The sequence below is a fragment of the Staphylococcus sp. CWZ226 genome (genome assembly GCF_018986355.1).
Lineage (GTDB): Bacteria > Bacillota > Bacilli > Staphylococcales > Staphylococcaceae > Staphylococcus > Staphylococcus simulans.
Genome location: NZ_JAHMSB010000007.1, coordinates 81103 through 107560, shown reverse-complemented (window position 1 = coordinate 107560; position 26458 = coordinate 81103). Strand labels below are relative to the sequence as shown.

The 26458-nt window shown below is 37.1% G+C and carries 25 protein-coding genes; 6 read left to right on the top strand and 19 right to left on the bottom strand.

The window, feature by feature from the left end; genetic code table 11:
* Positions 1–21: 21 nt before the first annotated feature.
* On the top strand, positions 22–243 hold the full coding sequence (locus tag KRR19_RS12355) for a TDT family transporter (protein ID WP_216733569.1): 222 nt from the start codon (positions 22–24) through the stop codon (positions 241–243).
* Positions 244–293: 50 nt separating this feature from the next.
* Here the strand turns inward: KRR19_RS12355 and KRR19_RS07525 are convergent, their stop codons facing one another.
* Positions 294–575 (bottom strand): GNAT family N-acetyltransferase, encoded by a 282-nt coding sequence (locus KRR19_RS07525; RefSeq protein WP_372510741.1) that lies wholly within the window; start codon positions 573–575, stop codon positions 294–296.
* A 287-nt stretch (positions 576–862) separates the two neighbouring features.
* Here KRR19_RS07525 and trhO point away from each other — a divergent pair, with 287 nt between their 5' ends.
* Positions 863–1816 carry an oxygen-dependent tRNA uridine(34) hydroxylase TrhO gene (gene trhO, locus KRR19_RS07520; protein ID WP_002480141.1) on the top strand — a complete coding sequence of 318 codons (954 nt, stop codon included), beginning with the start codon at positions 863–865 and terminating at the stop codon, positions 1814–1816.
* A 222-nt stretch (positions 1817–2038) separates the two neighbouring features.
* Here trhO and KRR19_RS07515 read toward each other — a convergent pair whose 3' ends face one another.
* From KRR19_RS07515 to KRR19_RS07500, 4 genes are all read right to left on the bottom strand, one after another.
* Positions 2039–2275 carry a hypothetical protein gene (locus tag KRR19_RS07515; protein WP_002480142.1) on the bottom strand — a complete coding sequence of 79 codons (237 nt, stop codon included), beginning with the start codon at positions 2273–2275 and terminating at the stop codon, positions 2039–2041.
* Between the two features lie 179 nt (positions 2276–2454).
* Entirely contained in the window at positions 2455–3912 is a 1458-nt protein-coding gene (locus KRR19_RS07510; RefSeq protein WP_216733568.1) for a carbon starvation CstA family protein, read from the bottom strand.
* Between the two features lie 1209 nt (positions 3913–5121).
* Positions 5122–5307: a hypothetical protein gene (locus KRR19_RS07505; RefSeq protein ID WP_002480144.1), complete on the bottom strand. Its 186-nt coding sequence runs from the start codon at positions 5305–5307 to the stop codon at positions 5122–5124.
* A gap of 173 nt (positions 5308–5480) precedes the next feature.
* Positions 5481–7121 carry a BCCT family transporter gene (locus KRR19_RS07500; protein WP_002480145.1) on the bottom strand — a complete coding sequence of 547 codons (1641 nt, stop codon included), beginning with the start codon at positions 7119–7121 and terminating at the stop codon, positions 5481–5483.
* 331 nt (positions 7122–7452) lie between these two features.
* Here KRR19_RS07500 and KRR19_RS07495 point away from each other — a divergent pair, with 331 nt between their 5' ends.
* Genes KRR19_RS07495 through KRR19_RS07485 form a run of 3 tightly spaced genes read left to right on the top strand, consistent with a single transcriptional unit; the run spans position 7453 to position 10401 of the window.
* Entirely contained in the window at positions 7453–8433 is a 981-nt protein-coding gene (locus KRR19_RS07495) for a tripartite tricarboxylate transporter substrate binding protein (RefSeq protein ID WP_002480146.1), read from the top strand.
* 11 nt (positions 8434–8444) lie between these two features.
* A complete protein-coding gene (locus KRR19_RS07490; RefSeq protein WP_002480147.1) occupies positions 8445–8888 on the top strand; it encodes a tripartite tricarboxylate transporter TctB family protein in 444 nt (147 codons plus the stop codon).
* A gap of 16 nt (positions 8889–8904) precedes the next feature.
* Positions 8905–10401 carry a tripartite tricarboxylate transporter permease gene (locus tag KRR19_RS07485; RefSeq protein ID WP_002480148.1) on the top strand — a complete coding sequence of 499 codons (1497 nt, stop codon included), beginning with the start codon at positions 8905–8907 and terminating at the stop codon, positions 10399–10401.
* Positions 10402–10496: 95 nt separating this feature from the next.
* On the opposite strand, the gene KRR19_RS07480 is transcribed toward KRR19_RS07485, so the two are convergent.
* Positions 10497–11111 carry a hypothetical protein gene (locus KRR19_RS07480; protein ID WP_002480149.1) on the bottom strand — a complete coding sequence of 205 codons (615 nt, stop codon included), beginning with the start codon at positions 11109–11111 and terminating at the stop codon, positions 10497–10499.
* Between the two features lie 353 nt (positions 11112–11464).
* On the opposite strand from KRR19_RS07480, the gene KRR19_RS07475 reads away from it, so the two are divergent.
* Complete coding sequence (locus KRR19_RS07475; protein WP_216733567.1) at positions 11465–12037, top strand: hypothetical protein; 573 nt, start codon at positions 11465–11467, stop codon at positions 12035–12037.
* Between the two features lie 241 nt (positions 12038–12278).
* Here the strand turns inward: KRR19_RS07475 and KRR19_RS07470 are convergent, their stop codons facing one another.
* From KRR19_RS07470 to KRR19_RS07410, 13 genes are all read right to left on the bottom strand, one after another.
* Positions 12279–13349: an NAD(P)-dependent alcohol dehydrogenase gene (locus KRR19_RS07470; protein ID WP_002480151.1), complete on the bottom strand. Its 1071-nt coding sequence runs from the start codon at positions 13347–13349 to the stop codon at positions 12279–12281.
* On the bottom strand, positions 13339–14853 hold the full coding sequence (xylB, locus tag KRR19_RS07465) for a xylulokinase (RefSeq protein ID WP_180363384.1): 1515 nt from the start codon (positions 14851–14853) through the stop codon (positions 13339–13341). The genes KRR19_RS07470 and xylB overlap by 11 nt, the downstream gene beginning before the upstream one ends.
* A gap of 15 nt (positions 14854–14868) precedes the next feature.
* Positions 14869–16158 (bottom strand): MFS transporter, encoded by a 1290-nt coding sequence (locus KRR19_RS07460; RefSeq protein ID WP_216733566.1) that lies wholly within the window; start codon positions 16156–16158, stop codon positions 14869–14871.
* Between the two features lie 67 nt (positions 16159–16225).
* Complete coding sequence (locus tag KRR19_RS07455; RefSeq protein ID WP_216733565.1) at positions 16226–17248, bottom strand: LacI family DNA-binding transcriptional regulator; 1023 nt, start codon at positions 17246–17248, stop codon at positions 16226–16228.
* A gap of 193 nt (positions 17249–17441) precedes the next feature.
* Positions 17442–18599 carry an N-acetylglucosamine-6-phosphate deacetylase gene (nagA, locus tag KRR19_RS07450; protein ID WP_070684264.1) on the bottom strand — a complete coding sequence of 386 codons (1158 nt, stop codon included), beginning with the start codon at positions 18597–18599 and terminating at the stop codon, positions 17442–17444.
* A gap of 23 nt (positions 18600–18622) precedes the next feature.
* A complete protein-coding gene (locus KRR19_RS07445; protein WP_002480156.1) occupies positions 18623–19000 on the bottom strand; it encodes a PTS sugar transporter subunit IIA in 378 nt (125 codons plus the stop codon).
* 21 nt (positions 19001–19021) lie between these two features.
* Complete coding sequence (locus KRR19_RS07440) at positions 19022–19852, bottom strand: PTS system mannose/fructose/sorbose family transporter subunit IID (protein ID WP_216733564.1); 831 nt, start codon at positions 19850–19852, stop codon at positions 19022–19024.
* On the bottom strand, positions 19839–20735 hold the full coding sequence (locus KRR19_RS07435) for a PTS mannose/fructose/sorbose/N-acetylgalactosamine transporter subunit IIC (protein WP_216733563.1): 897 nt from the start codon (positions 20733–20735) through the stop codon (positions 19839–19841). The genes KRR19_RS07440 and KRR19_RS07435 overlap by 14 nt, the downstream gene beginning before the upstream one ends.
* Before the next feature lie 17 nt (positions 20736–20752).
* Complete coding sequence (locus KRR19_RS07430) at positions 20753–21232, bottom strand: PTS sugar transporter subunit IIB (RefSeq protein WP_031262332.1); 480 nt, start codon at positions 21230–21232, stop codon at positions 20753–20755.
* Entirely contained in the window at positions 21226–23019 is a 1794-nt protein-coding gene (locus KRR19_RS07425) for a glycoside hydrolase family 35 protein (RefSeq protein ID WP_002480160.1), read from the bottom strand. The genes KRR19_RS07430 and KRR19_RS07425 overlap by 7 nt, the downstream gene beginning before the upstream one ends.
* Before the next feature lie 27 nt (positions 23020–23046).
* Entirely contained in the window at positions 23047–24162 is a 1116-nt protein-coding gene (locus KRR19_RS07420; protein ID WP_037556115.1) for an SIS domain-containing protein, read from the bottom strand.
* 62 nt (positions 24163–24224) lie between these two features.
* Positions 24225–24938 carry a GntR family transcriptional regulator gene (locus tag KRR19_RS07415; protein ID WP_002480162.1) on the bottom strand — a complete coding sequence of 238 codons (714 nt, stop codon included), beginning with the start codon at positions 24936–24938 and terminating at the stop codon, positions 24225–24227.
* A gap of 190 nt (positions 24939–25128) precedes the next feature.
* The gene (locus KRR19_RS07410) at positions 25129–26040 is read right to left on the bottom strand and encodes a DUF5655 domain-containing protein (protein WP_216733562.1); all 912 of its coding nucleotides are present in this window, start codon (positions 26038–26040) and stop codon (positions 25129–25131) included.
* Positions 26041–26458 lie beyond the last annotated feature (418 nt).

Genomic DNA, 26458 nt, shown 5'->3' with positions numbered 1-26458 from the left:
TTTGTGTTCTCAGTTATCTTCTTGCCTCAAATCATTGAGAAACGATTCAAACCCGCATATGCTGCACTGACTTTCCCGTGGGCTGTTACTGCTGCCTCAACGTATCATCTTTATACACAATTAGACCTCCCTGGTATTTCCCAGGAAATGCTTGGAATCCTTGCGATGATTGAAATCATCTTTGCGGGATGTGTAATCGTGTGGGTCTATTTCCGTTATACAAAACACATCTTTAACACATAAAACAAGCGCGCTAGTCCTCAGACTAACGCGCCTCTTTTATACACTCATTATTATTTATTTACCAAAATATCTTTGTCATCTGTATTTTCAATAAATGCTTTTGCGAACCAGCATTGTGCATCAATTTTTAAGTTATTTTCTTTCGCATACTCTAAACCGGCATGGACTAATTGATTACCTACACCTTGTCCACGTAAGCTTGGATCTACACCTGTATGCGTAATCGTCATCACATCGTCGTTCATTGTATAATCCATTTCTGCATCTGGTTTCGTTTCATCACCAACATAAAATTTATTGTTGCCATGTTTAATCTCTGCCAAGTATCTCACCTCATTTAAAGTTCTATATATAGTTATTATACCCGTTTGTGTGAAAAACAAATGTAACTTAGCTTCCAAGGACTTTGTATATGAGAATTCTTGCTTTATTCACCCTATTTTAGTGCATTCAATATTAAGTTTATAAACAAACTTATTGCATATTTACAATGATTTGTTAAGCTATTACAGTGGAAAATAATGCTTATCGGTAAAAAAATAGGTCTAATGCATCATTTAGGTTTTAGCTTTTTCCTTTATAATGAGAAATAGATAGAAAGATTGAGGAGTATCATAATATGGATTATAGAGTATTGTTATATTATAAATATGTCACTATAGATGACCCAGAAACGTATGCGGCAGAACACTTAGAGTTCTGTAAAGCACACAATTTAAAAGGCCGTATTTTAGTCTCTACTGAAGGGATTAATGGTACGTTATCAGGAACAAAAGAAGACACAGACGCTTATATTGCACATATGCGTGCAGATGAACGCTTCAAAGATATCACATTCAAGATTGATGAAGCAGAAGGTCATGCATTTAAGAAAATGCATGTACGTCCAAGACATGAAATCGTAGCACTTGATTTAGAACATGATATTGATCCACGTGAGACAACAGGTAAATATTTATCACCTAAAGAATTCAGAGAAGCATTAGATGATGAAGACACTATCGTCTTAGACGCACGTAATGACTATGAGTTTGATTTAGGTCATTTCCGTGGCGCAGTTCGTCCAAACATTACACGTTTCCGTGATTTACCGCAATGGATCAGAGACAATAAAGATATGTTCATGGATAAGAAAATTGTCACTTATTGTACCGGCGGTATCCGTTGTGAAAAATTCTCAGGCTTCTTACTTAAAGAAGGCTTTGAAGATGTTGCACAATTAGAAGGCGGTATCGCAACGTACGGTAAAGACCCTGAAACACAAGGTGAATTATGGGACGGTAAAATGTACGTCTTCGATGAACGTATCAGTGTAGACGTTAACCAAGTAGAAAAAACAGTGATTGGCAAAGAATGGTTCGATGGTACACCATGCGAACGTTATATCAACTGCAGTAACCCTGAATGTAATAAACAAATCTTAGTTTCAGAAGAAAACGAACACCGTTATTTAGGTGCTTGCTGTAAAGAATGTGCAGAGCACGAACGTAATCGCTATGTAGCGAAACACAATCTCAGTGATGAGGAAAAAGAACGCCGTTTAGAAAACTTTAAAGAAACTGTCCACCAATAATTATTCAAAACACGATGGGTATTCAGTACCCATCTTTTTTTATGTCTATATTTAAATTGTGTCATAATATAGATGAAAATAAAAACACCGTGCTGGTACACGATGCTTTAGAGACCGTTTCAAAGACAGTGACACATTGAAGGTTAAAAAATAAACCATCTGACTTGTCAAAGTTTGTAGATGGTTTATTTTTTCTATTAGAAATGTACAAAAAGATAAATATTACCATAACCCTCGTATTTCTTTCTTATCCTTCAACCTAAACAAAATTGCGGTATATGTAACTAAACACATTATTTGAATGAAAAAGAAATAAGACAGTAAGGTTTGTTTAAGATCTTCTGTTAATGCATAAGTAAGTAAACGATTCATGATAATTATGATACTAAATAACAATAATACATAACCATTCATCACACGTTCTTTTTGGTAGGGAACTGTCTCTTTATACTGTGCCATTTTAAGTCACCTTCCTTACGTTCATCACTCTACCATAAGGTAATGCAATGGCGTTTAAAATTTCCTAAATGTATATAAATATTGCTTAAGTGTCTAAAGTGAATACATTATTTTAGTACAACTTAAAAACCCGCACCTTCGAAGAGTACGGGTTGAACTAATCTATTTAAGACACCTTGTTAGACTGCCGCATCTCGCTGTGACACGATTGGATGATCTAACTCAAATTTCACACCTGCTGTCACTTTCTTGTATTGATAAATGAAATAAGCAATCCAAATTAATGTTAATACAGCACCTAAATAATAGCTAAGCGTTAAATTTAAACCGAAACCAATCTTCTGACTTAAGATATAGACAAAGATATTCCAAGTCATGAATGTCGCTGGTACAGCTGCTACCCAGAAGTTCTTCTTAGCTAGCAACAGATACATTGCGCCGACCCATAATGCAACCACTGCTGTTGTTTGGTTTGCCCATGAGAAGTAGCGCCATAGAATTGTGAAATCAATTTGTGTTAAGCCGAAACTGATAATACACAGCGGTGCTGCAACGATAATACGTTTAACTAGAGAACGTTGATTGACATTCAAGTAATCCGCAATAATCATACGTGCACTTCTAAATGATGTATCACCACTTGTGATAGGTAAGACAATCACACCTAACACCGCAATTGTACCTAAAACAGAACCAAGCAATAAGTGAGATGCCTCACTCACAACAAGTGCTGCTTCCCCTTTCGCAAGCACTCCTTGCAAGCCTTGATAACCATTAAATAAACTCATACCTGCTGCTGCCCAGATCATCGCGATAACCCCTTCTGCAACCATCATGCCATAGAAGATAAAGCGGCCATTCTTTTCATTGTTCGCAGTACGTGAAATAATCGGTGTTTGTGTCGCATGGAAACCTGATAATGCGCCACATGTAATCGTAAAGAATAACAGTGGGAAAATCGGTGCGCCGTCAGGGTGCATATTTTTTAAACTTAACTCTGGAATCGGTGCGCCTGTTTGAATTAAACGAAAGCCCATTGCGACCGCACTGATTAACAATAACGCTCCAAAGACTGGATAAACACGTCCAATAATTTTATCAATCGGCAAAATCGTTGAAAGAATGTAGTAAACAAAAATAACGAAGATAATAATACCTAACGCAATACGACCGTCCATCATGTTATGAAGCAATAACGCTGGACTCGTCACGAATACTGTTCCCGTAAGCAGCAACAATAAAATCGAGAAGATATTAACGAAGTGCTTCATGACCTTCCCTAAGAATTTACTCGCAAGTTCAGGTAGATGAGCCCCTTTGTTTCGAATAGAAATCATACCTGTTAAATAATCATGAACGGCTCCTGCGAAAATACATCCTAAAACAATCCATAAAAATGCGACCGGTCCATACAATGCCCCCATAATTGGTCCGAAGATTGGACCTACCCCAGCAATATTCAGTAATTGAATTAACGAGTTAGACGATGTCTTCATCGGTACAAAGTCAACATTATCTCGTTGATGATGTGCTGGTGTCGGTCTCCCTGTTTTCGGTCCAAACATCTTATCAATGTACTTTCCATAAGTGAAATAACCAATAATTAGTAAAATGATAGAAATAATAAACGTAATCATTTCACAATCCCCCTTTTTCTATCTCTCTCCCTGTAGTTCAAGATGTGACAACTTTATGAAAGCGTTTTCTTAATTGAACCACATTTCTTTATTTGTCACAAGATTGTGAAATGTTTAGCTAGAAATAGTTGTTACACACTGTTTATTATTGTTTTTATAATAAATTTATGTTATAAAATAATCGTGCTAGTACACTCTTTGAGCCCGTTAAAAGACGGTGACATAGAAAATTTTTAAAATAAGCCATTTCCTTAGTCAAAGCAGAAAGATGGCTTATTTTTTATCTCTTTTTTCAACAAATTTCGTAATAGTAGAGACTAGATTTAGTATAAATTCACCAAATGCCAGTAGCAATACTATTTCAGTTGTACTTCTTATGCGTGTTGTGCGATAATATAAGTGTATTAAAAAAAGAGCCGTGCTATCACACGACTCTTTGAGCCCGTTAAAAGACGGTGACACATTGAAGGTTAAAAAATAAACCATCTGACTTGTCAAAGTTTGTAGATGGTTTATTTTTTTCTATTAGAAATGTACAAAAAGATAAATACTAGAATTGTGAACTGCAAATCACAGAACGCAATCATTATACTTATAGCTTCAAATACACTCATAAAGCATTTCCTTTCTAAATTCAGCGATACCATAGGCATCACCTCCTTTAAATTAGATTTGCCACCATCTATTCAACTTTCTCATGCATTTATTATATTATGGCTCAATCTACTTTACATTATGACATAATAAAATTCTTTATTTTTATAACCAAATTCAATGCACTTACATGTAAATGTACTTGCAATTTTTACAAATATTTTTATGAAGATGACAGTATGTGTCTAAGTTAAATATCTGAGTATGTGATTGTATTCATAAATCAAATACGACGCTATTTATACGTTTAGATAAAGAAAGGTATGCATAACATATGATTTATACATTGAGCGTTATCCTTATTCCCATAGTTGTCTTAAGCTTCATTATTTACTGTACAGTTAAGCGAAAGCCTTTGTATTATGTCATTATTGCGATGATTCTACTTCAAATCTTTAAGATACTTGATAGTATTTTTATTGAACATAAGTCTGTCCTTCAGGCATTACTTCATCCTTTTGATATTTTATTATGGGTGATATTAATTACTTATGGGATCAGTCACTATCGGAATAAACACAAAGCATAAAACGCCTCGTGATGTCGCGAAACGTTTTATGCTTTGTCTTTTTTACTTAATTTCTCACTTACCGCAATTACCAGTAGCAGTGTAATAATAATTAGTGCTGCGAAACCTTCAATCTTTTCACTTAAAATGGGTTGGTAAACAAACTTGGTAATAAATAGGGTTAAATAACTAATTGAAAAAATAAAAGCGATGATTTTTAACGTTTTAATCATTGTTGTACTTCTCTCTTTCTCTAATTCCTTTCACCTGATTAAGCATACACTTCTTTCTGATTATGTGAATGCTCTTTTAATTATCATATGTAATAGTTATTTAAATTATACAATAAATAATAGCCGCTTCACACACCCATCGTGCGAAGCGGCTATCACTTTATCTCGATATTTTAATCTTCTTTATGTTGGTTCTCTTGTTCTTCTTGTCGCGCTTGTTCTTGCGCTTCTTGTTCTTTTTGAATTTCTTTCTCACGTTTCTCTAATGGAATAGAGAAGTCTTTTTCGTCATCAATATATGACATCTGGAAGTGTTTTGTCGGTTCTCGACGTAAGGCACCCATAATCGCAAAGATCATCAACACTAGGATGATAGAGAATGGTAAGCCTGTCACAAGTGAAGCAGTTTGTAAACTTGTTAAACCACCTGCGATAGTCATTGTGACTGAAATCGCACCGATTAATAAGCCCCAAATAACTTTATCTTTTACGTTAGGGTTATCAACCCCGCCTGTCGCCATACTTGCGACAATGTGTGTTGTAGAGTCAGCACTTGTCACAATAAAGATAAAGATTAAGGCAATGGCTAGAATACTTGTGATATCTGAAATTGGGAATTGTTTCAACAACTCGAATAATGCGACTGAGTAGTCTTTATCCACAATTTTCTCGATACCTGTATTTTGTGTTAATGCAATTTTTAATGCCGTACCACCAAATCCAGCAATCCAAGTGAATGAAATTAATGGTGGAATGATTAATACACCAATGACGAATTCACGAATTGTACGTCCACGTGATACACGGGCAACGAAACCACCGATAAATGGTGACCAAGCAATGACCCATGCCCAGTAGAAGACTGTCCATTGTTGAACCCAACTGTTATCACCTGTGTATGGATTGATACGTAAACTATATTGAATAAAGTGTGTTAAGTAATCTGAAATCGCAAGTGTATAAGATTCTAACACGAATTTTAAATCACCAAAGATTAAGATAAATATCAATAAGATTGCCCCAAGTCCGATATTGATATTACTCAACCATTTAACACCTCGGTTTAAACCTGTAAGTGCTGATCCTAAGAAGATACATACCATAATGACTGTAATCGCAACTTTAGTCACATTTGTATTCGGTACATCAAAGACATGATTTAATCCACCACTGATTTGCATAATACCTAAACCGATAGATGTCGCAATCCCCATCACTGTCGCGATAATTGCGAGAATATCAATCAAGTTACGTAAAGGTCTTGGATAAGCCTCGCCAAAGACCGGTTCCATAGCTGTAGAAATTAATCCGTTACGTTTCTTACGGAATTGGAAGTACGCTACTGTTAAACCTGCCATTGCGAAGATAGACCATTGTGAGATGCCCCAGTGGAAGAAGGTATAACCCATAGCTAAACGTGCAGATTCTGCAGATTGATCTTTAACACCTGGGAACGGCGCATGTAAGAAGTGTGTCAGCGGTTCTGCTACACCCCAGAAGACAATCCCAACACCAAGTCCTGCTGAGAATAACATCCCAATCCAAGACATGAATGAGAATTCTGGTTCAGAGTCATCTGCGCCGAGTTTGAAGCGGCCGTATCGTGAAACGGCTAATGCGATTAAGAAAATATCCAGTACGACAATAATGACTAAGAAGAGCCATCCAAATGCCCCTGCGATGACATCATACGTACTCTGCGCATATTTTCCGAATAGTTTCGGGAAAATGCCCGCAACTAAAGTCGCCAGCAGGATAATCCCTACCGAAGTGAAATAAACTATATTTCTATGTTTTTCTTTCCTGGTTTTCATGTGAAATTAATAATCCCCTTCCCGCTTGTTTCATATAAGCGTTTGTTTCATTAAACCATAAACAGAACATAATCACAATTCATCATTAAAAACATTTACATCATTATTTAATTTTTATTACGAAACATTTTGAGAATTTAATATCAGCCTTACAGACACTTAAAGATGATAACCTCAAGTTTTCATTTATTTTCACAGATTCCAATATATATTTTATAATTTATACCCTTAGTTATTTATATAATAATTACATCTAACAATCATTGTTAAATTTTGAAAATTGTGATAAATTATCGTAAAATTGAATATTTTTAAACAAAGGGGGATTTTTATGCGAAGATTGGGGTACTTCGTGTTAGCCATGACAGTTATTTTAGCGAGCTGCGGTAAATCTGATGATAAGAAAACCGCAAAATCCAATACGTTTCCTGATGAAACTGTTGAGATTATAGCACCCGCTTCACCAGGCGGTGGCTGGGACACCACTGCACGCGCAATTCAGAAAGTCATGTTAGATGAAAAGCTGACAAATCAAAACATTACAGTTGTGAATAAGCCTGGAGGCGGCGGTGAAGTCGGTTGGCAATACTTAAAATCACGTTCACCAAATACAATCGCCATTAACTCAAGTCTATTACTGTCTAATAAAGAATTAGGGTTAAGTGACCTTGGAGATGATGACTTCACTCCTATTGCGATTCTGGCAACTGAATGGATTAGTTTAACCGCATCAAATAAATCTAATTTGAACTCTGGTAAAGAAGTGATGGAAAAGCTCAAGAAAGATCCGAAATCACTGACAATCGGTGTCGCACCTGGTTTAGGAAATAACGACCACCTTGCATTCGTACAAGCAGCGAAACAATACGGTGTAGATGTCGATAAACTTGATTTCTTAGTGTATAAGAGTGGCGGAGATTTACAAACTGCCCTACTTGGCGGTCATGTAGATGTCGCTTCTACAGCAGTATCAGAAGTTAAAGAGCAACATCAAGTACATAAACTGAAAATGTTAGCAGTGTCATCTGATGAACGACTTGAAGGCATTAAGGATGTGCCGACTTGGCAAGAACAAGGTGTCGATATGGTGTTCCCTCATTGGCGCGGTGTCATGGGGACGAAAGATATGACAAAAGAAGAACGTGCTTATTGGGATAAGACCATGCGTAAAGTCGTACATTCTAAACAATGGCAAGAATTACGTAAAAACAATGATTGGGATAACTTCTACAAAGATAGTGCTGAATCTGAAAAATTCTTAAAAGAGCAACGCAAAAAATATGATCAGCTGATTAAAGATGCTGGTTTCTAAGGGGGAATTGTATGGCTCGTTTAATGCCGCCTATTTTACTTACTTTATTAGGCATCATCTATTTAGTTTTAACGCTGAATGTACAACGTTCACGCATTGGTGATCCAAACAGTCCAATGTACTTTCCGCTACTCATTTCAGTGTTATTGATTGTGATGAGTGTAATTTATTTCTTCCAAGAATATAAAAAAAGACATGAGCATTTTGAAATTCTAGACTTGTTACTTCAAAAGAAAACCTTAATACGCTTAGGCGCAACAGTAGTAATGATTATTATTTACGCATTGATTTTTGAACGCTTAGGTTTCTTGATTTCAACAATCCTCTTCTTAGGAGGCGTCTTGTTTTTAATCAATGGGGTGAAACACTGGCTTCAAAATATCATTGTGGCGCTCGTATTTTCAGGGATTACATGGTATACCTTCTCTCAATTATTAGATGTGAGTTTACCATAAGACAAGGGGGAGCAATATGGGAGATATCAATACGTTCTTAGAAGGTCTCACAACTGCCTTTCATCCTATGAATTTATTATGGGTGTTAATCGGCGGATTTTTAGGGACAATTGTAGGCATGCTGCCGGGGTTAGGTCCAGCGACCGCAGTCGCAGTGTTAATTCCTGTGACATTCGGTATGGAACCTGTCAGTGCCTTGATTTTAATGATTGCGATTTATTATGGCGCGATGTATGGGGGATCGCGTAGTTCTATTTTACTGAATACACCAGGTGATGGTTCTGCGATTGCGGCTACTTTCGATGGATATCCTATGACTAAAAATGGGGAAGCGGGCAAAGCTTTAACGATTTCCGCAGTCGCTTCACTCATCGGTGGTATTGTGGCAGTTGTCGGGTTTATTGTACTCGCCAAACCGCTATCAGATTTCTCGCTTCAATTCGGACCACGTGAATACTTTGTATTATTCTTATTTACATTATCGACGATTGTCTCATTATCTATTGGTAAAATGGTCAAAGGTTTTATCGCTACTGCGATTGGACTCATGGTCAGTACAGTCGGCGTCGATTTACAAACAAGCGTTTACCGCTTCACCTTCGATATTCCACACCTAAGTGAAGGGATTAACTTCTTAGTTGTGATTATCGGTGTCTATGCGGTGGCAGAAGTGCTGTATAACTATATGCATCTAGAAGCATTGAAGCCGCCTGATGCGAAATTAGGATCAATGAAGTTGACGAAGACGGATTGGAAGCGGACATGGTGGACTATGTTAAGACAAAGCCCAATTGGATTCGTTATCGGTGTCTTACCAGGTGCTGGTGGTTCTATCGCTTCTATGTTGAGTTACTCTACTGAGCGGCAAGTGAACAAGAATGGTAAAGACTTTGGTAAAGGTGCGATTGAAGGGGTTGCGGCACCTGAGGCGTCTAACAACGCTGCTTCAGTCGGTGCACTGATTCCATTACTTACGATGGGTGTACCTGGTTCAGGAACAACCGCTGTTATTTTAGGTGCAGTTATTATGTTAGGTTTACAACCTGGTCCCTTACTTTTTGAAAATGAACCAGAAACCATTTGGACACTTATTAACAGTATGTTTATCGGTAATATTTTCTTAGTGATTATCAACATCGCACTCATAGGTGTGTTACTTAAGATTTTACGTACACCGCCTAAAGTACTTTATCCAATTATTTTAGTGTTAGCTTACTTAGGTACATACACTTTAGGTTATAGTGTTGTAGATTTCTATATTTTATTAATCTTTGGTTTATTAGGTTTAGGTTTAAAACTTTTAGACTTCCCGATGGCTCCGCTCATCTTGGCAGCTATTGTCGGATCAGATATGGAACAGAACTTCCGTAAAAGCTTAATTACCAGCAATAATAATGTGTTCGATATTTTCTTCGGGTCACCGATCAGTATTGTGTTGACGATTATGACAGTACTTTCATTAACATATCCATTGATAATGAAGATGGTGAAGAAGCGGAAGAAAGCAGAGTAAATGAAAGGCAATGATTTAACATTTTGAAAAACACCGTATAAAGCAGACACTTAAAAAGTGAAAACTTTATACGGTATTTTTTATGTTATCAGTTTTTATTCTTTATCATATTTCTTTGCGTTATATTTCTTATATTTATCGCCATCATTTTTATCTAATACCTTTATCAATGCAGGTCTATAAAGCTTATGACTATATCGCTCTAAACCAAATTTAGTTATACCATCAATGAACTCTCCAACAGTTACATCTAAATTGATTTTTGATCTTACAACTATATTTTTGTCGCAGCTTGGTTGATCGTATTGATTTTTATATATTTTGGCACTCTTATCAAATTTTCTATATTTATCAACTAAATCTTGATTAATTTTCATAATTTCTTGTATATCTTTATTAGATTCGTCTATATGATGACTCATCATTAAGACCAAGTTTTGTAGATGCATATCATACGCATTATAATCATCTGCAACCTCACTTAATATTTCATTAGTCGTTTGTCTATTTAAATTCGACATATCAAATGTAAGTTGGTTATTTCTTATTTTGGCTACTTGAAACACCAAAATATCTAGCATACTGACTAAATCATTTCTATAAGCCACTTCTTGTTCTCGCTTTTGTTTTTCAAACTGCAAATTAATACCATAAATTGTAATGACACATGTTGTAATAGCCCCGATGATTGCTGAAATAATTTCTACCATTTATACCATCTCCTAAACACTAATCTTCTTTTTTAGTATTACACAATATCAAACGTTTTGATATATTATTTACAAAAAAACAAGAAATAATGTTTCAGTTTGAAAATTTAGCATTTCTATTAAAGGTTCATGCCCTATAATATAATGATTTCTAATAAAGTAGCTGGCTCTCTCTGCTAACTGACAACAATTCTTACTACTCCTTCAATTTTTTATGTTAAAAGTCGATATTTACATTATATATTTATGTTAATTTTTATTGAATAAATATTAAATATATATATTGTTATTATTTAAGTGATATTATTGGAATGGGATGTTAGGGATGTTTGCTAATAAACGGAGGCCTAACCATGAATTTTAAAAAAGTTGCTTTCTCACTTTCTGCTTTAACTGTATTATTCAGTGTAACAAGTCAAACTTATATAGATGCTGTTGAACAAATATCTAGTGAAAACGAATCCTCAAGCTTTTATACTAATGAAGAATTAGATATGGAAGGTTTAACTAGGACATTATCTGCTATTGAACACATGCCAGACTCTGTTATTAATGAAGGAAAACCCGCAATTGAAAACTACTTAAATGAACAAGAAGTAGGTGTTCAAACTTACGGAGCAAGTGTCAGTAATTATGCAGCTTGTACAGGAGCAATAGGATATGCACTTGTCACTAATTTTACACCTGCTAAAATCGCAAAAGTAAAGTCTGCTTTAAAAGCTGCCGGGGGCACATTAACGTTTGTTAAGAAGATGTCTGGAGCATATAAACAGTTAAGAAAACTTGGTCATAGTAAACAAAGCGCTGTTAAGAACGCCGCAGCACAAGCTGCAAAAGCGGCTGGACCAGATGTTAAAGAAGCTTTATTAGATTTCTTCGGTATCGCAACAATTGTAGGCGCCTGTGCACCTATCTTTGAAAAATAAAACTACTGAGGTGAATACCACTTGAATACCAAAAAGAAAGAAACACTTTATCTCATAGGATTCGTTATAATTTTGATTGTTTTATTCTTGCCTATCAGCACATTCATTAAAGCTGTTGTAACTATAGTATTATTAGTGTTGGCAGTAATATTAAGGTTTTTTGTTAAGAATAATGATGAAGACAGATAGTTATAAAAATAGCCTCGTCCGCTTTTTTGGACGAGGCTATTTGATCTTTATATTAGTCTAAGAAACCGTTAGGATAAACCATCACTTTTAATGAACCTTGTTTGTTGTTGAGTGCTCTTTCTAATGCTGCTTTTGTATCTTTAAGTTCATATGAATCTGTAAACATTGAGTCTAAATCTGCGTCTGTATTGTTTAACATTTCAATACCCATTGGATAAGTGTTTGCGTAACGGAAGACACCATAAATATTTAATTCACGGTTACCAATGAATGGAATGTTTAAGGCAATTTCCTCTTGTTGTGGTAGGCCAACGATAGATAAGCTGCCGCCTACTGCTAGAGATTGTACAGCTGATTGTAGTGCTGCTGGATGACCTGCTGTTTCAAAGGCATAGTCTGCACCTTTACCATTTGTAATTTCTTGGATACGTTTTACTGGATTTTCTTTAGAGATATTAATTGTTTCAGTCGCACCAAGTTTTAACGCTTCTTCTAAACGAATATCTGCTAAGTCAGTCACGATGATACGTGTCGCACCAAATGCTTTAGCTGCCACAACCGCCATTAAACCAACTGGACCCATACCTGTAATTACGACTGTTGAACCTGGTTGAACTCCTGCACGTTTACAAGCTTGAATACCTACTGAAAATGGTTCGTTTAATGATGCTTGTTCATAAGATAATGAATCTGGAATTGGGAATAAGAAGTCTTCTGGATGTGCAATGTACTGTGCGAATGCACCATCAATCGGTGGTGTTGCTAGAAACTCAACATCTTGGCATAAGTTGTATTGCCCTTTTTGACATTGTTCACATTTACCACATGGTACACCTGGCTCTACTGCGACTCTGTCACCTACTGAAAACTTCGTCACATCTTCACCAACTGCCGCAACCATACCGGCACATTCGTGACCTAAGATTAATGGTTCTTTGACAATGAAATCACCGATTTTACCATGTTCATAGTAATGGACGTCAGAACCGCAAACACCCACTGCCATCATTTTAACTAAGACTTCCTTCGGTCCTAATTTAGGTACATCGACTTCTTTGATTTCAATATCAAATGGTTTATTTAATAAAGCTATCTGCATTGTTTCAGGAATATTATTTGTCATCTGTATAACCCCCGTGATTTTGTTGAATTGATAACAGATCCGCTGTCATCTGTTTCGTATTTTGATAAACGTCTTGATACACTTTGAAGTAACGTTCATAAATTTTATGTTTTTGTGTATGTGGTTTGAATGTCGTGTCGTATTGAATAAAGGTTTCAACACAGTCTTTTAATGAATCGAACCAACCAACACCATATGCAGCTAGAATTGCTGCGCCCATACTTGGTCCTTCTTCGTGTTTTAATTTCTTAACTTCTAAGTTGAAGACATCTGCTTGAAGTTGTAACCAGAAATCACTTTTAGCGCCGCCGCCAATTGAAGTGATGGTGTGGATCGCTGGATAAAACTGTCTGATATAATCTAATGATTCATAAAGCGAATACGTGATGCCTTCAATCACTGCACGTGAGAAATCTACACGTGTTTGTTTACCACTGATACCGATAAAGCTGCCTCTAATTTTTGCATCGCCATGCGGTGTACGTTCTCCCATTAAGTAAGGCGTGAATACTAAACCATTCGCACCTGGTGATGAACTTTCCGCATCTTTCGTAATGTCTTCAAAGCTTTGTTCTGCATAGAAATTACGTTTATACCAGTCTAAACTGAAGCCTGCAGCAAGCGTAACCCCCATCGCATAAGAGATATCCGGTGTGACATGTTTAAAATAATGAATATTATTTTGATAATCACTATAGTCTTTCTGACAAACAAGTACTACACCAGACGTACCGATACTGCACATCGCATCTCCTTCACCGATAATACCGGCACCGAGTGCACCACATGCATTGTCAGCGCCACCCGCAATCACTTTTGTTGAAGTTGGTAAGTTTAATTCTTGCGCTATTGTTTCAGTTACTTCACCCACTACATCTGTTGAATTAACGAGTTCTGGAAGTAAATGTTTAATCTCATAGTACGTGCTTGTTTCTTTATCCCACGCTTCACTTTCACTGTTGTAAAGCAGTGTACCGGATGCATCAGATTTCTCCATTTGAACCTTGCCAGTTAATGCATATCTGGCATAATCCTTTGGAAGAATAAATGTTTCAGCTTTCTCAAAGTGTTGTGGTTCATGTGCTTTCACCCATAATAATTTTGGTAACGTGAAGCCTTCTAGAATAGGATTGCCCAGTAATTTATCTCCGAACTGTGCTTTAATTTCATCACATTGTTCAGTATTTCTAGTATCGTTCCATAAGATTGCCGGGCGAATAGGATGATTGTCTTTGTCTAATAACACTAAGCCATGCATTTGGCCTGAGAAAGACATGCCTTCTATTTGGTACTGACTGTCGTCTAACTGATCTGTCAGTGTTTGAATTGCTTGTTTTGTTGCTTGTACCCATTCATCTGGGTTTTGTTCACTATAACCATTTTGCGGTTGTGAAATACTGATAGGTTCACTGCTTGATGTCACAATCGAACCTTGTTGGTCAACCGCAATCACTTTAACTGAGCTTGTTCCTAAATCTATACCTAAAACAAGTGGTTTCAATATGTTTCATCTGCCTTTTTAAATATTTACATTATCCGGTTTAGGTTGGATTACTTTACGTGGTTTTTCTTTTAATCCTGGTTGATGTACTTTGATGAAGTACGTCAATACAGCACCAAAGAAGTATAATAATGCGAATGCCCATACCACACCGATTTCATTGAAGACTGGTAATAATACTGTCGCAATCACAGATGGTAAGAAGTTACTTAAACCAGCTGCTAAGTTATGTGAAGATAATGTTGCACCAATATGATTTGGTTCTAACGCTGTGAAAATCGCGAAAATCGGAATGAATGCTGATTGTGTAATACCAAATAATACAGCACATAATACGCCGATCAAGAATACGTCTCCGCTAATCATCGGTAAGTAATAGAATGTCAGTGTTGTGATACCGCAACCGACACAACCGAACCACATGACTTGGCGTTTCCAACCGATTTTGTCTGCAGTAATACCCCAGAATACGTCACCAACAATACAAGTGACGTGCATTGTACCCCAGATCCATAACCATTGTTGCATCGTAAAGCCGATTTCATCTGTAAATAAAACTGGGAAGATAATCACTAATCCAAAGAGTGATAGTTGGTTAATAATTCTTACAATGAATACTTTAATAATTTCAGGGTTCTTATAAACCACACCGATATCTTTAAGCACCTTCTTATAACGATCACTTACTGCTAAATCTGCGTTAGGTTTCACATTGTCTTTACCTACTGCGATATAAGCAATAATACCGCCAATCATAATCCATACGATAGATAGCCATAGTGTTCCCATGAAGCCCATATATGGAATTGTAAAACTTGGTAAGTATGAACCTACGACACCCATACCTACTGAGAACATCGCCCAGAACCAACCGATTGCAGTCGCAAGACGTGCTTTATTTGTAATGTATGTCACCCATACTAAGAAACCGTATAAGAATAATGGATATGCGATACCTCTGATACCGTACATCAATAACATCATGTTGTAATTTTCAACTTGCAAACCAAACGTCAAGAAGAGTACATGGAAGACAATCCATAATACAACACCGCTTGTCATTACTTTTCTTGGTCCATATACGTCAGATAAGACTGCCGCTAACCATGAACCTACTACTACCATCACACCATATACCGCAAAGACTAATGATGCTTGGCTTTTGCTGAATCCAATGTCTACGATGTATTTAGACAAGAAGGCTTGTTCAATACCGTCTCCTGTCATAAAAATAAAGATTGCGATAATACCTAAGAATACAACTGTCGGTATTCCCATCCATAACTTTCTATTTTTCTCTATCGTCATTATAGATTTCCCCCTCATTTATAACTAACTTAAACGTTTAAGTTTGACGTTAAGAAAAAAGAACGAACTAGCGTTCATTTTTCTTAGCGCACGATGCTCTTATGGCTAAATGCGTCGATAACTCTACCGAAGTTGCAGGTTCATCGTTGTTCATTTCAATGATTAGTTGTGCTGCACATTCACCGAGTTTACTTGCTGGTTGTTCTACGACCGTAATGGCTGGTGAATATATTTCGTTCCAATGACTATTATCAAAACCGATAATTGAAATGTCTTTGCCGATTTGAATATCCAGTTCTTTAAAGGCTTGTAACGCACCGATCATCAATAAATAGTTCGTTGCGATTAACGCACTTGGCGCATCTTTTGAAGTCAGCCATTGCTTAGTCGCAAGATACCCGCTTCTTATCTGAGCCTCAGTCCCCAATTTATCATCACTAAAACTCATTAAACGCGCATCAACTGTTAACTGGTTATCCATTAACGCTTGTTCATATCCTGCTTGTCTATGGGTAGTTGTACTGATATTAGGATTTGCCAATAAAATCGCAATAGACGTGTGGCCTAAGTCCAATAAGTGTTTAGTTGCTTGGTAACCCGCTGCCTGGTTATTCACTGTGACACTTGGCACATCACTCGCTTCTATCGTTCTGTCTACTGTCACAATCGGTGTCTTTTTCCATTCATCTTTTAATGTCAGGTGCGACGAAACAGGTGCTAACACAATCGCATTGACACGTTGCTTCACAAATAAATCTATCAGTTCGTTTTGTCTTTGTTCACTTTCTTCTGACGAAATCACAATCACTTGCAAGTTGTGTTCTAAACACACTGTAGTTAAACCGTTTAAAATATCCGTAAAGAATGGGTTTTGGTCAGGGACAATAAAGGCAACTAAGTTACTCTGGCCGCTTTTTAACTGACGGGCATACGTATTTGGTTGATAACCTAGCGACTCAACAGCTGCTTCTACTTTCGCTTTCGTTTTTTCGCTGACTTGTCCTTTTTTACCATTCATCACATTTGAAACAGTCGCTACAGAAACACCTGCTGCTTTTGCGACGTCGTGAAGTGTTGGATTATTGTTCATATTGATTACTTCCTTAAACGTTTAAGTTAAAACTGATTCTTATTTTAATGTATCCTAGTATAAATGTAAAGGCTTACATTTACAAAATACAATAAACCCGGCTCCTATGACTACTTAGGAACCGGGTACTGTGATGATTGTTGATGAATCATCTTATATTCACTAGGGGGTTGGGGTTTTATTGGATTATTTTTTAACTAAAGGCATGGATTTTTCCTTTTTTAATGGCAGTCAGAACGTTGATGTCTTCATCTACTAAAATGAGGTCTGCATCTTTGCCTGGTTTGATACTGCCTTTTTGATTATCTATTTTGAGTGCTTTCGCTTGGTTCAAACTCGTTGTTCTCCATGCGTTTTCTAAAGTGTCACCTGTAAAATCAAGTAAGTTTTTAAGTCCTTGATTCATTCTTAATATACTACCCGCAAGAGAACCTGTTTTTAATCTTGCTTCTTTTCCTTTCACTACGACAGTTTGGCCGCCAAGGTCGTATTCGCCTTCTGACATACCTTTCGCGCGCATCGCATCTGTAATCACATAAAAGTGTTCATTGCCTTTCATTTTATAGGCAATTTTAATAGATGCCGGATGAGAGTGTACACCGTCTACAATCAATTCTGTACTTAAATCATCATTCGTCCAGGCAGCACCGAAATCACCAGGGGCACGGTGTAAGAATGGTGTACCTGCATTGTATAGATGAGTAATGTGTTTTGCGCCTTTGGCTACAGCGGCATTGACTTGGTCGAAGTCTGCTGTCGTATGGCCGATAGAGAAGATAATCTCATCTTTAAATGCTTCTAACATAACATCAGCACCTTCCACTTCGGGAGCGAAAGTGAGAATTTTGATATTATGATCTGCTGTTTCTTGGAAATGTTTCAGTTTCTCAACACTTGGTTGTTGCACGTAGGCTGGATTTTGTGCACCGATTTTATGTTCTGAAATAAACGGTCCTTCTAAATGGATACCGACAATTTCCGCAGCATTATAGCTGTTTTGTGTTGCTTTATACGCAACAATTGATTCTAACGCTTTATTAATATTTTCTTCAGATTGTGTCATTGTTGTCGCTAAGAAAGAAGTAGTCCCTTCGCTTAGTAAATTCTCAGCTAAGTGTTGCAACCCTTCAACAGACGCATCCATCGCATCATTGCCATATCCACCGTGGATATGAATATCTATAAATCCTGGAAGTAAGATTTTACCTTCCGCATCATGTTGAGTAAGCGGACCTGTATACACACCACTTTCGACTGCTTCAATTTTACCGTCTTTAATATGGACATATCCTGATTCAATCACTTGATCTTCACTGTAAATCTTAGCGTTGCTAATTACATATTCTGACATGTTTCTACCTTCTTATTCGTAATCTATAATAATAAATCGTTTACTTTCACAATATACTCTTTCGTTTTTCCAACGATATCTTGTGCTTCTCCTAAGAGTTCACCATTTACATATGCGACAATCATTGGCAAGTTCATACCAGCATATAAATCAAACTGCTGACCTTGCATTAATAATTTAGCCGCAACATTGGCAGGTGTCCCGCCCATTAAATCCGCAAAGACTGTAAAGCCGTCTTCTTTGGCCATTTCCGCAAGTAATTTTGCTTGGAAGTCCTCTGCACTTTCTTCTGGTAATAACGGGACAGGAACGATATCAGGTTGTTCACCTAAAATCATTTCTGCACTTTCTTTTAAACCTTCACAAAATGCGCCATGACTGATTAATATTAATTTTTTCATCTCTTTGTTTCCACCTTTGAATTAAGCTTTACCGATAATGCCTAATGCAGATAAGATAATTGATACAACTAATACGATAAAGATGGCTTTAGTTGAACTCATTTTATTGCGTCCAAGTAACCAGTAAATCGCTAATACGATACCAAGTGGTAATAATTTAGGTAAGATCATATCGATATTGTTTTGAACATCAATTGTCAATTTACCGATGTGCGGCATCCAAGCGAACTTCACTTTAATCATCGTGGCGACGAGAGCTCCGACCGTGAAGACCCCGAGCAATGTAGCTGCGTTCGTTAAGTTCTCAAGTCTGTGTTGCATTGTCGTAACAAGGGATACCCCTTCTTTATACGCGAATTCTAATTGTTTCCATCTGAATACCATAACGGCGATTTGAGCTGCTAACCAGATAAATGCGCCGATCGGGTTACCGTTGATTGCCATGTTGGCAGCTAAGGCACCGAAGATTGTCGGGATTAATGAGGCAAAGATTGAGTCACCGATTGCGGCGAATGGTCCCATTAAACCAACTTTCAAACCTTGTACTGAGTCTTTAGCTTTTACTTTTTCTTTCTCTTCCATTGCGATATCAATACCCATGATGATGGTATTGAAGAAGTTACTTGTGTTAAAGAATTGTGTATGAGTTTTCATCATTTCTTTAAGTTCTGGTGTGCCGTCGCCATAAATCTTTCTTAATTGCGGAAGGATAGTATACAAATAACCAAAGGCTTGCATACGTTCATAGTTCCACCCTAATTGATAGGCAAATAAGCTACGGCGATTGATTTGATTAAAATCTTTTTTGGTTAATTTATAAGATGTGCCGTTTTGATTATTAGAGTTCGTCATCCTCAATCTCTCCTTCGCTGTTATTATTCTGAGCTGCGCCACCATACTGCGGTACTGGACGGCTTTCTGATGTACGTTTGTATTCAATTGCCGCAAACGCGAAACCGATCAATGCGATACCTAACATTGATAAACCAGTGAATTTAATACCGAAGTGTTTATCTAAGCCAGCTACTGCTGTACCAAGTCCAGTCATACCATCAAATACAGTTACGAATAATGCTGTTAATACGAAACCTAAAATGAAGTATGGGAAGTGTTTTTTAATAGGTAGATAACGTAAAAGGATTGCGAAACCTACAGCTGGTAAAACGGCACCGGCAACAGTTAAACCATCACCTAACCATTTCAAATCTGAGTTCAAGTAATTTACAACGGCTTTAACTACGCCGCCACCAAAAGCTAATGCTAAGAATACTGGAATCATTCTTGATAATGACCAAGGGATCATACCGTATAAATAGTTTCTTTCAATTGCTTTGTAATCAAATGATTCGATTTTCGCATCGATTCTATGCGCAAAGAATGTGTTAGCAAAACGTGCTAAGATATCTGTTTGAATCATTAAGCTCGCAACTGGCACGGCCAATGTTGCTAAAGCTTGTTGCGGGTTCATTCCAAGTGCTACTGAGAATGCGACCGCAAGTAAGGTACCAGAGTTGGCATCAATTCTTGATGCACCCCCGAATGTCCCTACACCTAAAATCGTTAATTGCATACTACCGCCGATAATCAACTCTGTTGTCACATCGCCCATAATCAAACCGGCGATTAATCCCGCAAATACAGGTTGGCTTAAAGATGAATAAATTTGGATTTCATCTAGGATTTGATACCCTGCATACAAGGTTAATAATAAAATCTGCCACCAAAGTATTTCCATGTTGTCTTCACTCCTGACTATCCCTTAATTAATGTCATAAAATCTTCTGCTTTATCGTTTGGAACCATTTGAGCAGTTATCTTAACGCCTTTTTGTTGAATTGCTTTAAAGTCGTTAATATCTTTATCCGTTACATTGATAGAACGGGTAATAGACTTTGTTTCATCTGTTTGAGACATATTACCTACGTTTAATACATCAAGGTCAACACCTTGATTGATCAGTTCTAAGAAACGATCCGGTTTCTTCGCAATGACCATTAAGCGTTGTGAATCGTATCTGCCTGCTAAAATATTTTCAGCTGCTTTTGCTACAGGCAAGACACTTAAACGCACACCAGCAGGTGTTGCTAATTTCAAGCCTTGCTTGTCAATTGTGCTTTGAGCGACTTCATCATCAATTACCATAAAACGTGTGATATTCAGTTTCGTTGCCCATAAGTTTGCGACTTGACCGTGAATTAAACGGCCGTCAATTCTGTTTGCTATAATCATGATGTTCTCTCCTTACGTTTTGAGGCTATATATTGAGGTGCTTGTAATAAGCGGATTTCCTCTGAGTACTGTCCTTCTGTTTCGAAAATAATGATTTCATTTTGACCTTGTTTCAATAATGCACCTGGGATATACAAAGAAAGTGTCGGGCCTATGTTCCAGTAACGACCTATGTTAAAACCGTTCACTAATACAACGCCTTTACCGAAACCGCTTACATCTAAGTAAGTACTTTCAGGTGTTTCTATGTCAAATTGATATCTGTAGAAACTTGGTTGGTCTGCTTCCCATGCTTGTTCAAAGTGCTTGTCTTCTAACAAGTCAAAATCAATATCGAATTGTTCCCATTGTTGTACAAAGTGCAGATCTTGCATCAAACCTTGACCAAGACCTTTACGTTGTGTCGGTGCGACGAGTTTATAACCATAATTGACACGTCCCATATGTTCGACTAACACATCTGCTTGAACGACAGGTTGTTTTAATGCCACTTCAAACTTGTCACCGATTTCTTCTTGATAGGCGGTATAAACTTTTTCATTGTCTAAGAACAATTGGACACGGTCTCTCGCATCCACGATTCTTAAATACTCTTGTCTAGTCGCTCGTTTCAACTGTGTACGATAAACCATGTAACCATAGCCTGTTCCAGCAGTCTCCATAGATTCTGGATAGAAGCTTTCGCTGTGATGGCTGATGTCGTCTAGGATGTTAAACAAGCTGACTTTATCAGTTAGCGTGATATGCTCTTTAGCCATCAACGGTTTCACTTTCGGTGTTGTTTGTTGAATTTCTGGATGAAGCTTGTGTACCAGCTGTTGAATTTTGTAGTACTTCACGGTTGGATTGCCTGCTTCATCTAAAGGCGCATCGTAATCATAAGATGTCACTTGTGGTAAATCGATACGTCCTCGTGCAGAACAACCATTCCAAAATCCGAAGTTCGTGCCGCCATGAAACATGTAGAGATTAATGGAACCGCGTTTTAATACTTCACCGATTTCATCAATCAATTCATCGCTTTGACGTGTAATAATGCGGTCGCCCCAGCGGTTGAACCAGCCATCCCAAAATTCCATACTCATTAACGGCCACGTTTTGCCGAATTGTTGATGGAACTTGTGCAGGTTGTCTAAACGCTTTTGGGATTTCGAACCGAAGTTGCCTGTCGGTATGATGTCTGCTTCAGCGAGACTGCCGGCCTCTAGACATTGTTGCCATGAGCCGTCTGACGTGAATAGCGGTACTGTTACACCGCGGTCTCGCATCATGCGGGCGAGTGCACTGAGGTAGGTCTTGTCTTCACCATAAGAGCCGTATTCATTTTCGACTTGCATCATGAGGATGGGACCGTGATGGTCGATTTGAAGCGGCGTTAAGATTTCAAATAAGCGGTCGTAATAACGCTCCACATACTCTAAGAATTGCGGATCACGCGAACGCACACGTAAGTTTGGTTTTGTTAACAACCACGCTGGCAAACCACCGAATTCCCATTCTGCACAAATGTATGGAGAAGGTCTGATGATGACATAAAGACCAATAGCTTCAGCCGTATGAATGAAACGTTTAATATCTTTCGTCCCAGAAAAGTCGAACTCACCTTCAACGGTTTCGTGAAAATTCCACGGTACATATGTCTCAACGGCATTAAAGCCCAAGGCTTTCAAGTTGTACAAAGAATGTTCCCAGTCTTCAGGCAACACTCTGAAATAATGAATCGCACCTGACAAAATCTTCAAAGGCTTTCCATCTAACATAAATTCTTCTTCCACTGTGAATTTACTCAACAAGCTCGCCTCCTTGAATATTGTGTCTTAAGCTTCAAATGGATAAATCGTGACACCTTTAACGACACGGTTGATAAATCCATTTGGACTTGGATTATCTGGATTCAATCCTAATTGAACAGATTTATAAAACGCTAATAACTGTCCGAAAATCAAATACGCAAGCGTCAACTCTAAATCACTGTCATGTTCAGCATTTGGGAAAGTAAATGTGAATGCATCATCACTTGTTTTACCGTCTAACACTAAGATTTGATAGTTACGTTCTGGCATATCGATCTCATGAATCACATCTGCTTCATAACGACGTTGATAGTCATTTGCGCCTCTCAACATGATGAATAATGCATTGTCATTCAAACCAGCTTTAGGACCGTGTCTGAATCCAAGTGTAGTTTCTTTCGCAATTTCAATCGCTCCTGCAGTCAACTCGTTTAGTTTCAAGCTGACTTCTTTGGTCAACTCACCTTGCATGCCTGTGCCGGCATAAAAAATTTTCTTGAACGGTTGCGCTGCAACTTCTCTTGCATGTGCATCAATCCAACTGAAGTTCTGTTCGACACGTTTAAAGTAAGCTTCATCGATTTCTTCTGAACTGAATAATAAGCAAGCTGCCAATAACATCGTTGAGAAACTTGATGTCATTGCGAGTGATTTATCATTCGTTTCATCTGGCAAGATAACTTTGAATGCATTCTCAGTATCTGCGTAACGTCCTAAGAAGCCATCTTTATTGTTTGTGATGAAAATGTGATAAACGTGTTGTGACAATTGGTTAAATAATTCTACTGTGCCTTGCGTTTCAGGGCTGTTACCTGATCTTGCGAAGGAAACCACTAAGTATGTTGTTGCATCGTCGATATATGTGCCCGGATTTGTCACAAAGTGTGTTGTCGGTACAGATTCAAAGCTCCATTTCGGGAATTTATTATTATCCACGGCCAAACGCGCAATGTCGCCGACATATGCACTTGAACCTGCGCCAGTGAAAATAACTTTAAGCTTGTCAGTCGATTCATTATGTTCAATGGCTTCAATGAATCGTTTGAAATCCGCTGAAACATCATTCACAATATCGAAAGTTTTCTTCCACACAGAAGGTTGTTGTTGTATTTCTCTATAAGTATCTGTTGTCTTCAAAATGATTCTACCTCCTACTATGTTGTTATGTTGTCATAACCAGTTGTATTATGAATACACAGAGCTTAAAGCAGCTGCACTGTGTATTTGTAATTATTACCACCTGCATAAGATTGCGTATACTCAATGATTTCACCTTTAACGTAACTGACACGTTCAATGAACATACAACTTGCGTTAATGCTTTCATTCAATAAATCCGCAATACTCTTATTCAATTTAATCGCACTTAAACTTTCATATGCATTATCAATCTGAATATCATAATACTGATCTAATGTTTCATAGAGTGAGTGATGGTTAAAATCGAATTTATCCAACCCTTCACATAATCTTACTGGTAAATATGTAATTTCATAAATCATCGGCTGGTCATTTGCGAGCCTTAAACGTATTAAACGGTACACTGAGTGAAATGATTTTAAGCCCATTTTCTCTTGTAAGAATGGCGTCGCATCAATACGTTCCATACTGATTACTTTCGTACTTGCCTGCTTTCCATTCTTCTCAATCTCATCTTTGAAACTATAAAGACTGTTTAACACTTGTGTATAATGATTTCCTAGTACAATCGAGCCCTTTCCATGTTCACGTCTGATCATTTGTTCCTGTTCCAAACGATCCAGTGACTCACGAATCGTAATACGACTCACATCATACAAATCACATAATTTTCTTTCAGATGGTAATTTTGTTCCTTCCTCATATTCACCGTTTACAATCCGAGTCTTTATATCTTCATACACTTGGAAGTATAACGGAGCTTTAGAGTTATTCATTTTTATCACCTCTGGTTATAACCACTTTTATTATAATTGAGTTTGTAAGGGCTGTCATTACTTTTTTTGAAAAAAATCAATTTTTCTTACCCTATTAAAAAAGAGAACTGCTGAATCATCAACAGTTCCATCCTACTATCAATTGCCTATCATTTTAACACATGTACATCACTAATATACGTACCATCAACTAGTTATTCTTATAACTCGCTTCAATGAATGCCTTAGCCTTCTCTAAATCTTTTTTATTTCTAAGTGTTAAGGCGACATTACCAGTTCCGTAATGACCAATATGTGTCATATCTTTACTAAATCCTGCTTCCCATTCTATATCTGTCGTGTCTATTCTGACATACATAAGAATAATACCTTTCTTCGGCAACATTTCAACACACACAAAATTTTTAATACGTTTGAATGCACCATAGAACTTTTGCGCTTTAAACTGCACGTCATCCCCTAAACTCATAACATAGTTATATAAATCATCATATAACTGTGTTAGTTCATCTGAAGCTAACTCGATATTTATTAAAAACAAGCTTTTATGTCTCTCTTTATGATGACTTGTCGATTGTACAGCTGGTTTCACTTGTGGTGTATTCACATTTACAAGTTCTAATAATAAATAACGATTATCATAATAGCTGTATCGATATAACTCAATATTACGATCAATCAATTGCACCGCATGTTCATCATACTTAGTAAAGTTACCAGCGATACAAACCAAACGTGGATTCGACCAATCAATCTCTTCAGATGCTGTTCTACCTAGTTGTTGCATTACTTTCATTTGAAATTCACCTTTATGATCAAGCAACCAATCTAAATAAAATAAGCCTTGGTTAATCACATTTTCATTAGTCGTACGTTTATATTCAATAATCACAGGTACATTATTTTCATCAATGCCTAATGTATCTATACGTCCGCCATGTCTTTTTCCTGTTGTATACTCACTTGCGAGAAATTTAACTCCTAAAAAAGTCTCCAAATGATTCTCAATCATCGTTTGAAGTTCCTTCTCAATTGTCACTGATTGCCCTGTTAATTCCCTTACATCGTCACCATTCACATCAAATAATTTAATATCAGCCATTTTCACGTCTCACCCTTATGTATATCTTGATAGTTTTCTTTTTTATTTTACTATAAGTCATGTAAAAACAGTGAGTTAACCAATGATTTTATATACCTTTAAAATCATCACTAAAACAAATTATTATTGTTTGTTATAATTATTAAATAACAAGAACTTTTGAGAGGTGATTCTATGAAAGGGATTGTGAGATTCATACTATTCTACATACTAGCCTTGATTATTTACAACTCGATGATGTTTATCTTCGACAGAAAGGTGGACTTAGCTGATGCCTTCCTACTTCCTTTAGTGGTTACCTTAATTATGTTCCTTGTATTTAAAACCAAAGGAGATCAGTAGCTTTGTCGTGAATTAAAGAGCGTTTAGTAACTTGATATCATCCGTTAAAAAGAACTTAATACTAAAAATATGACAG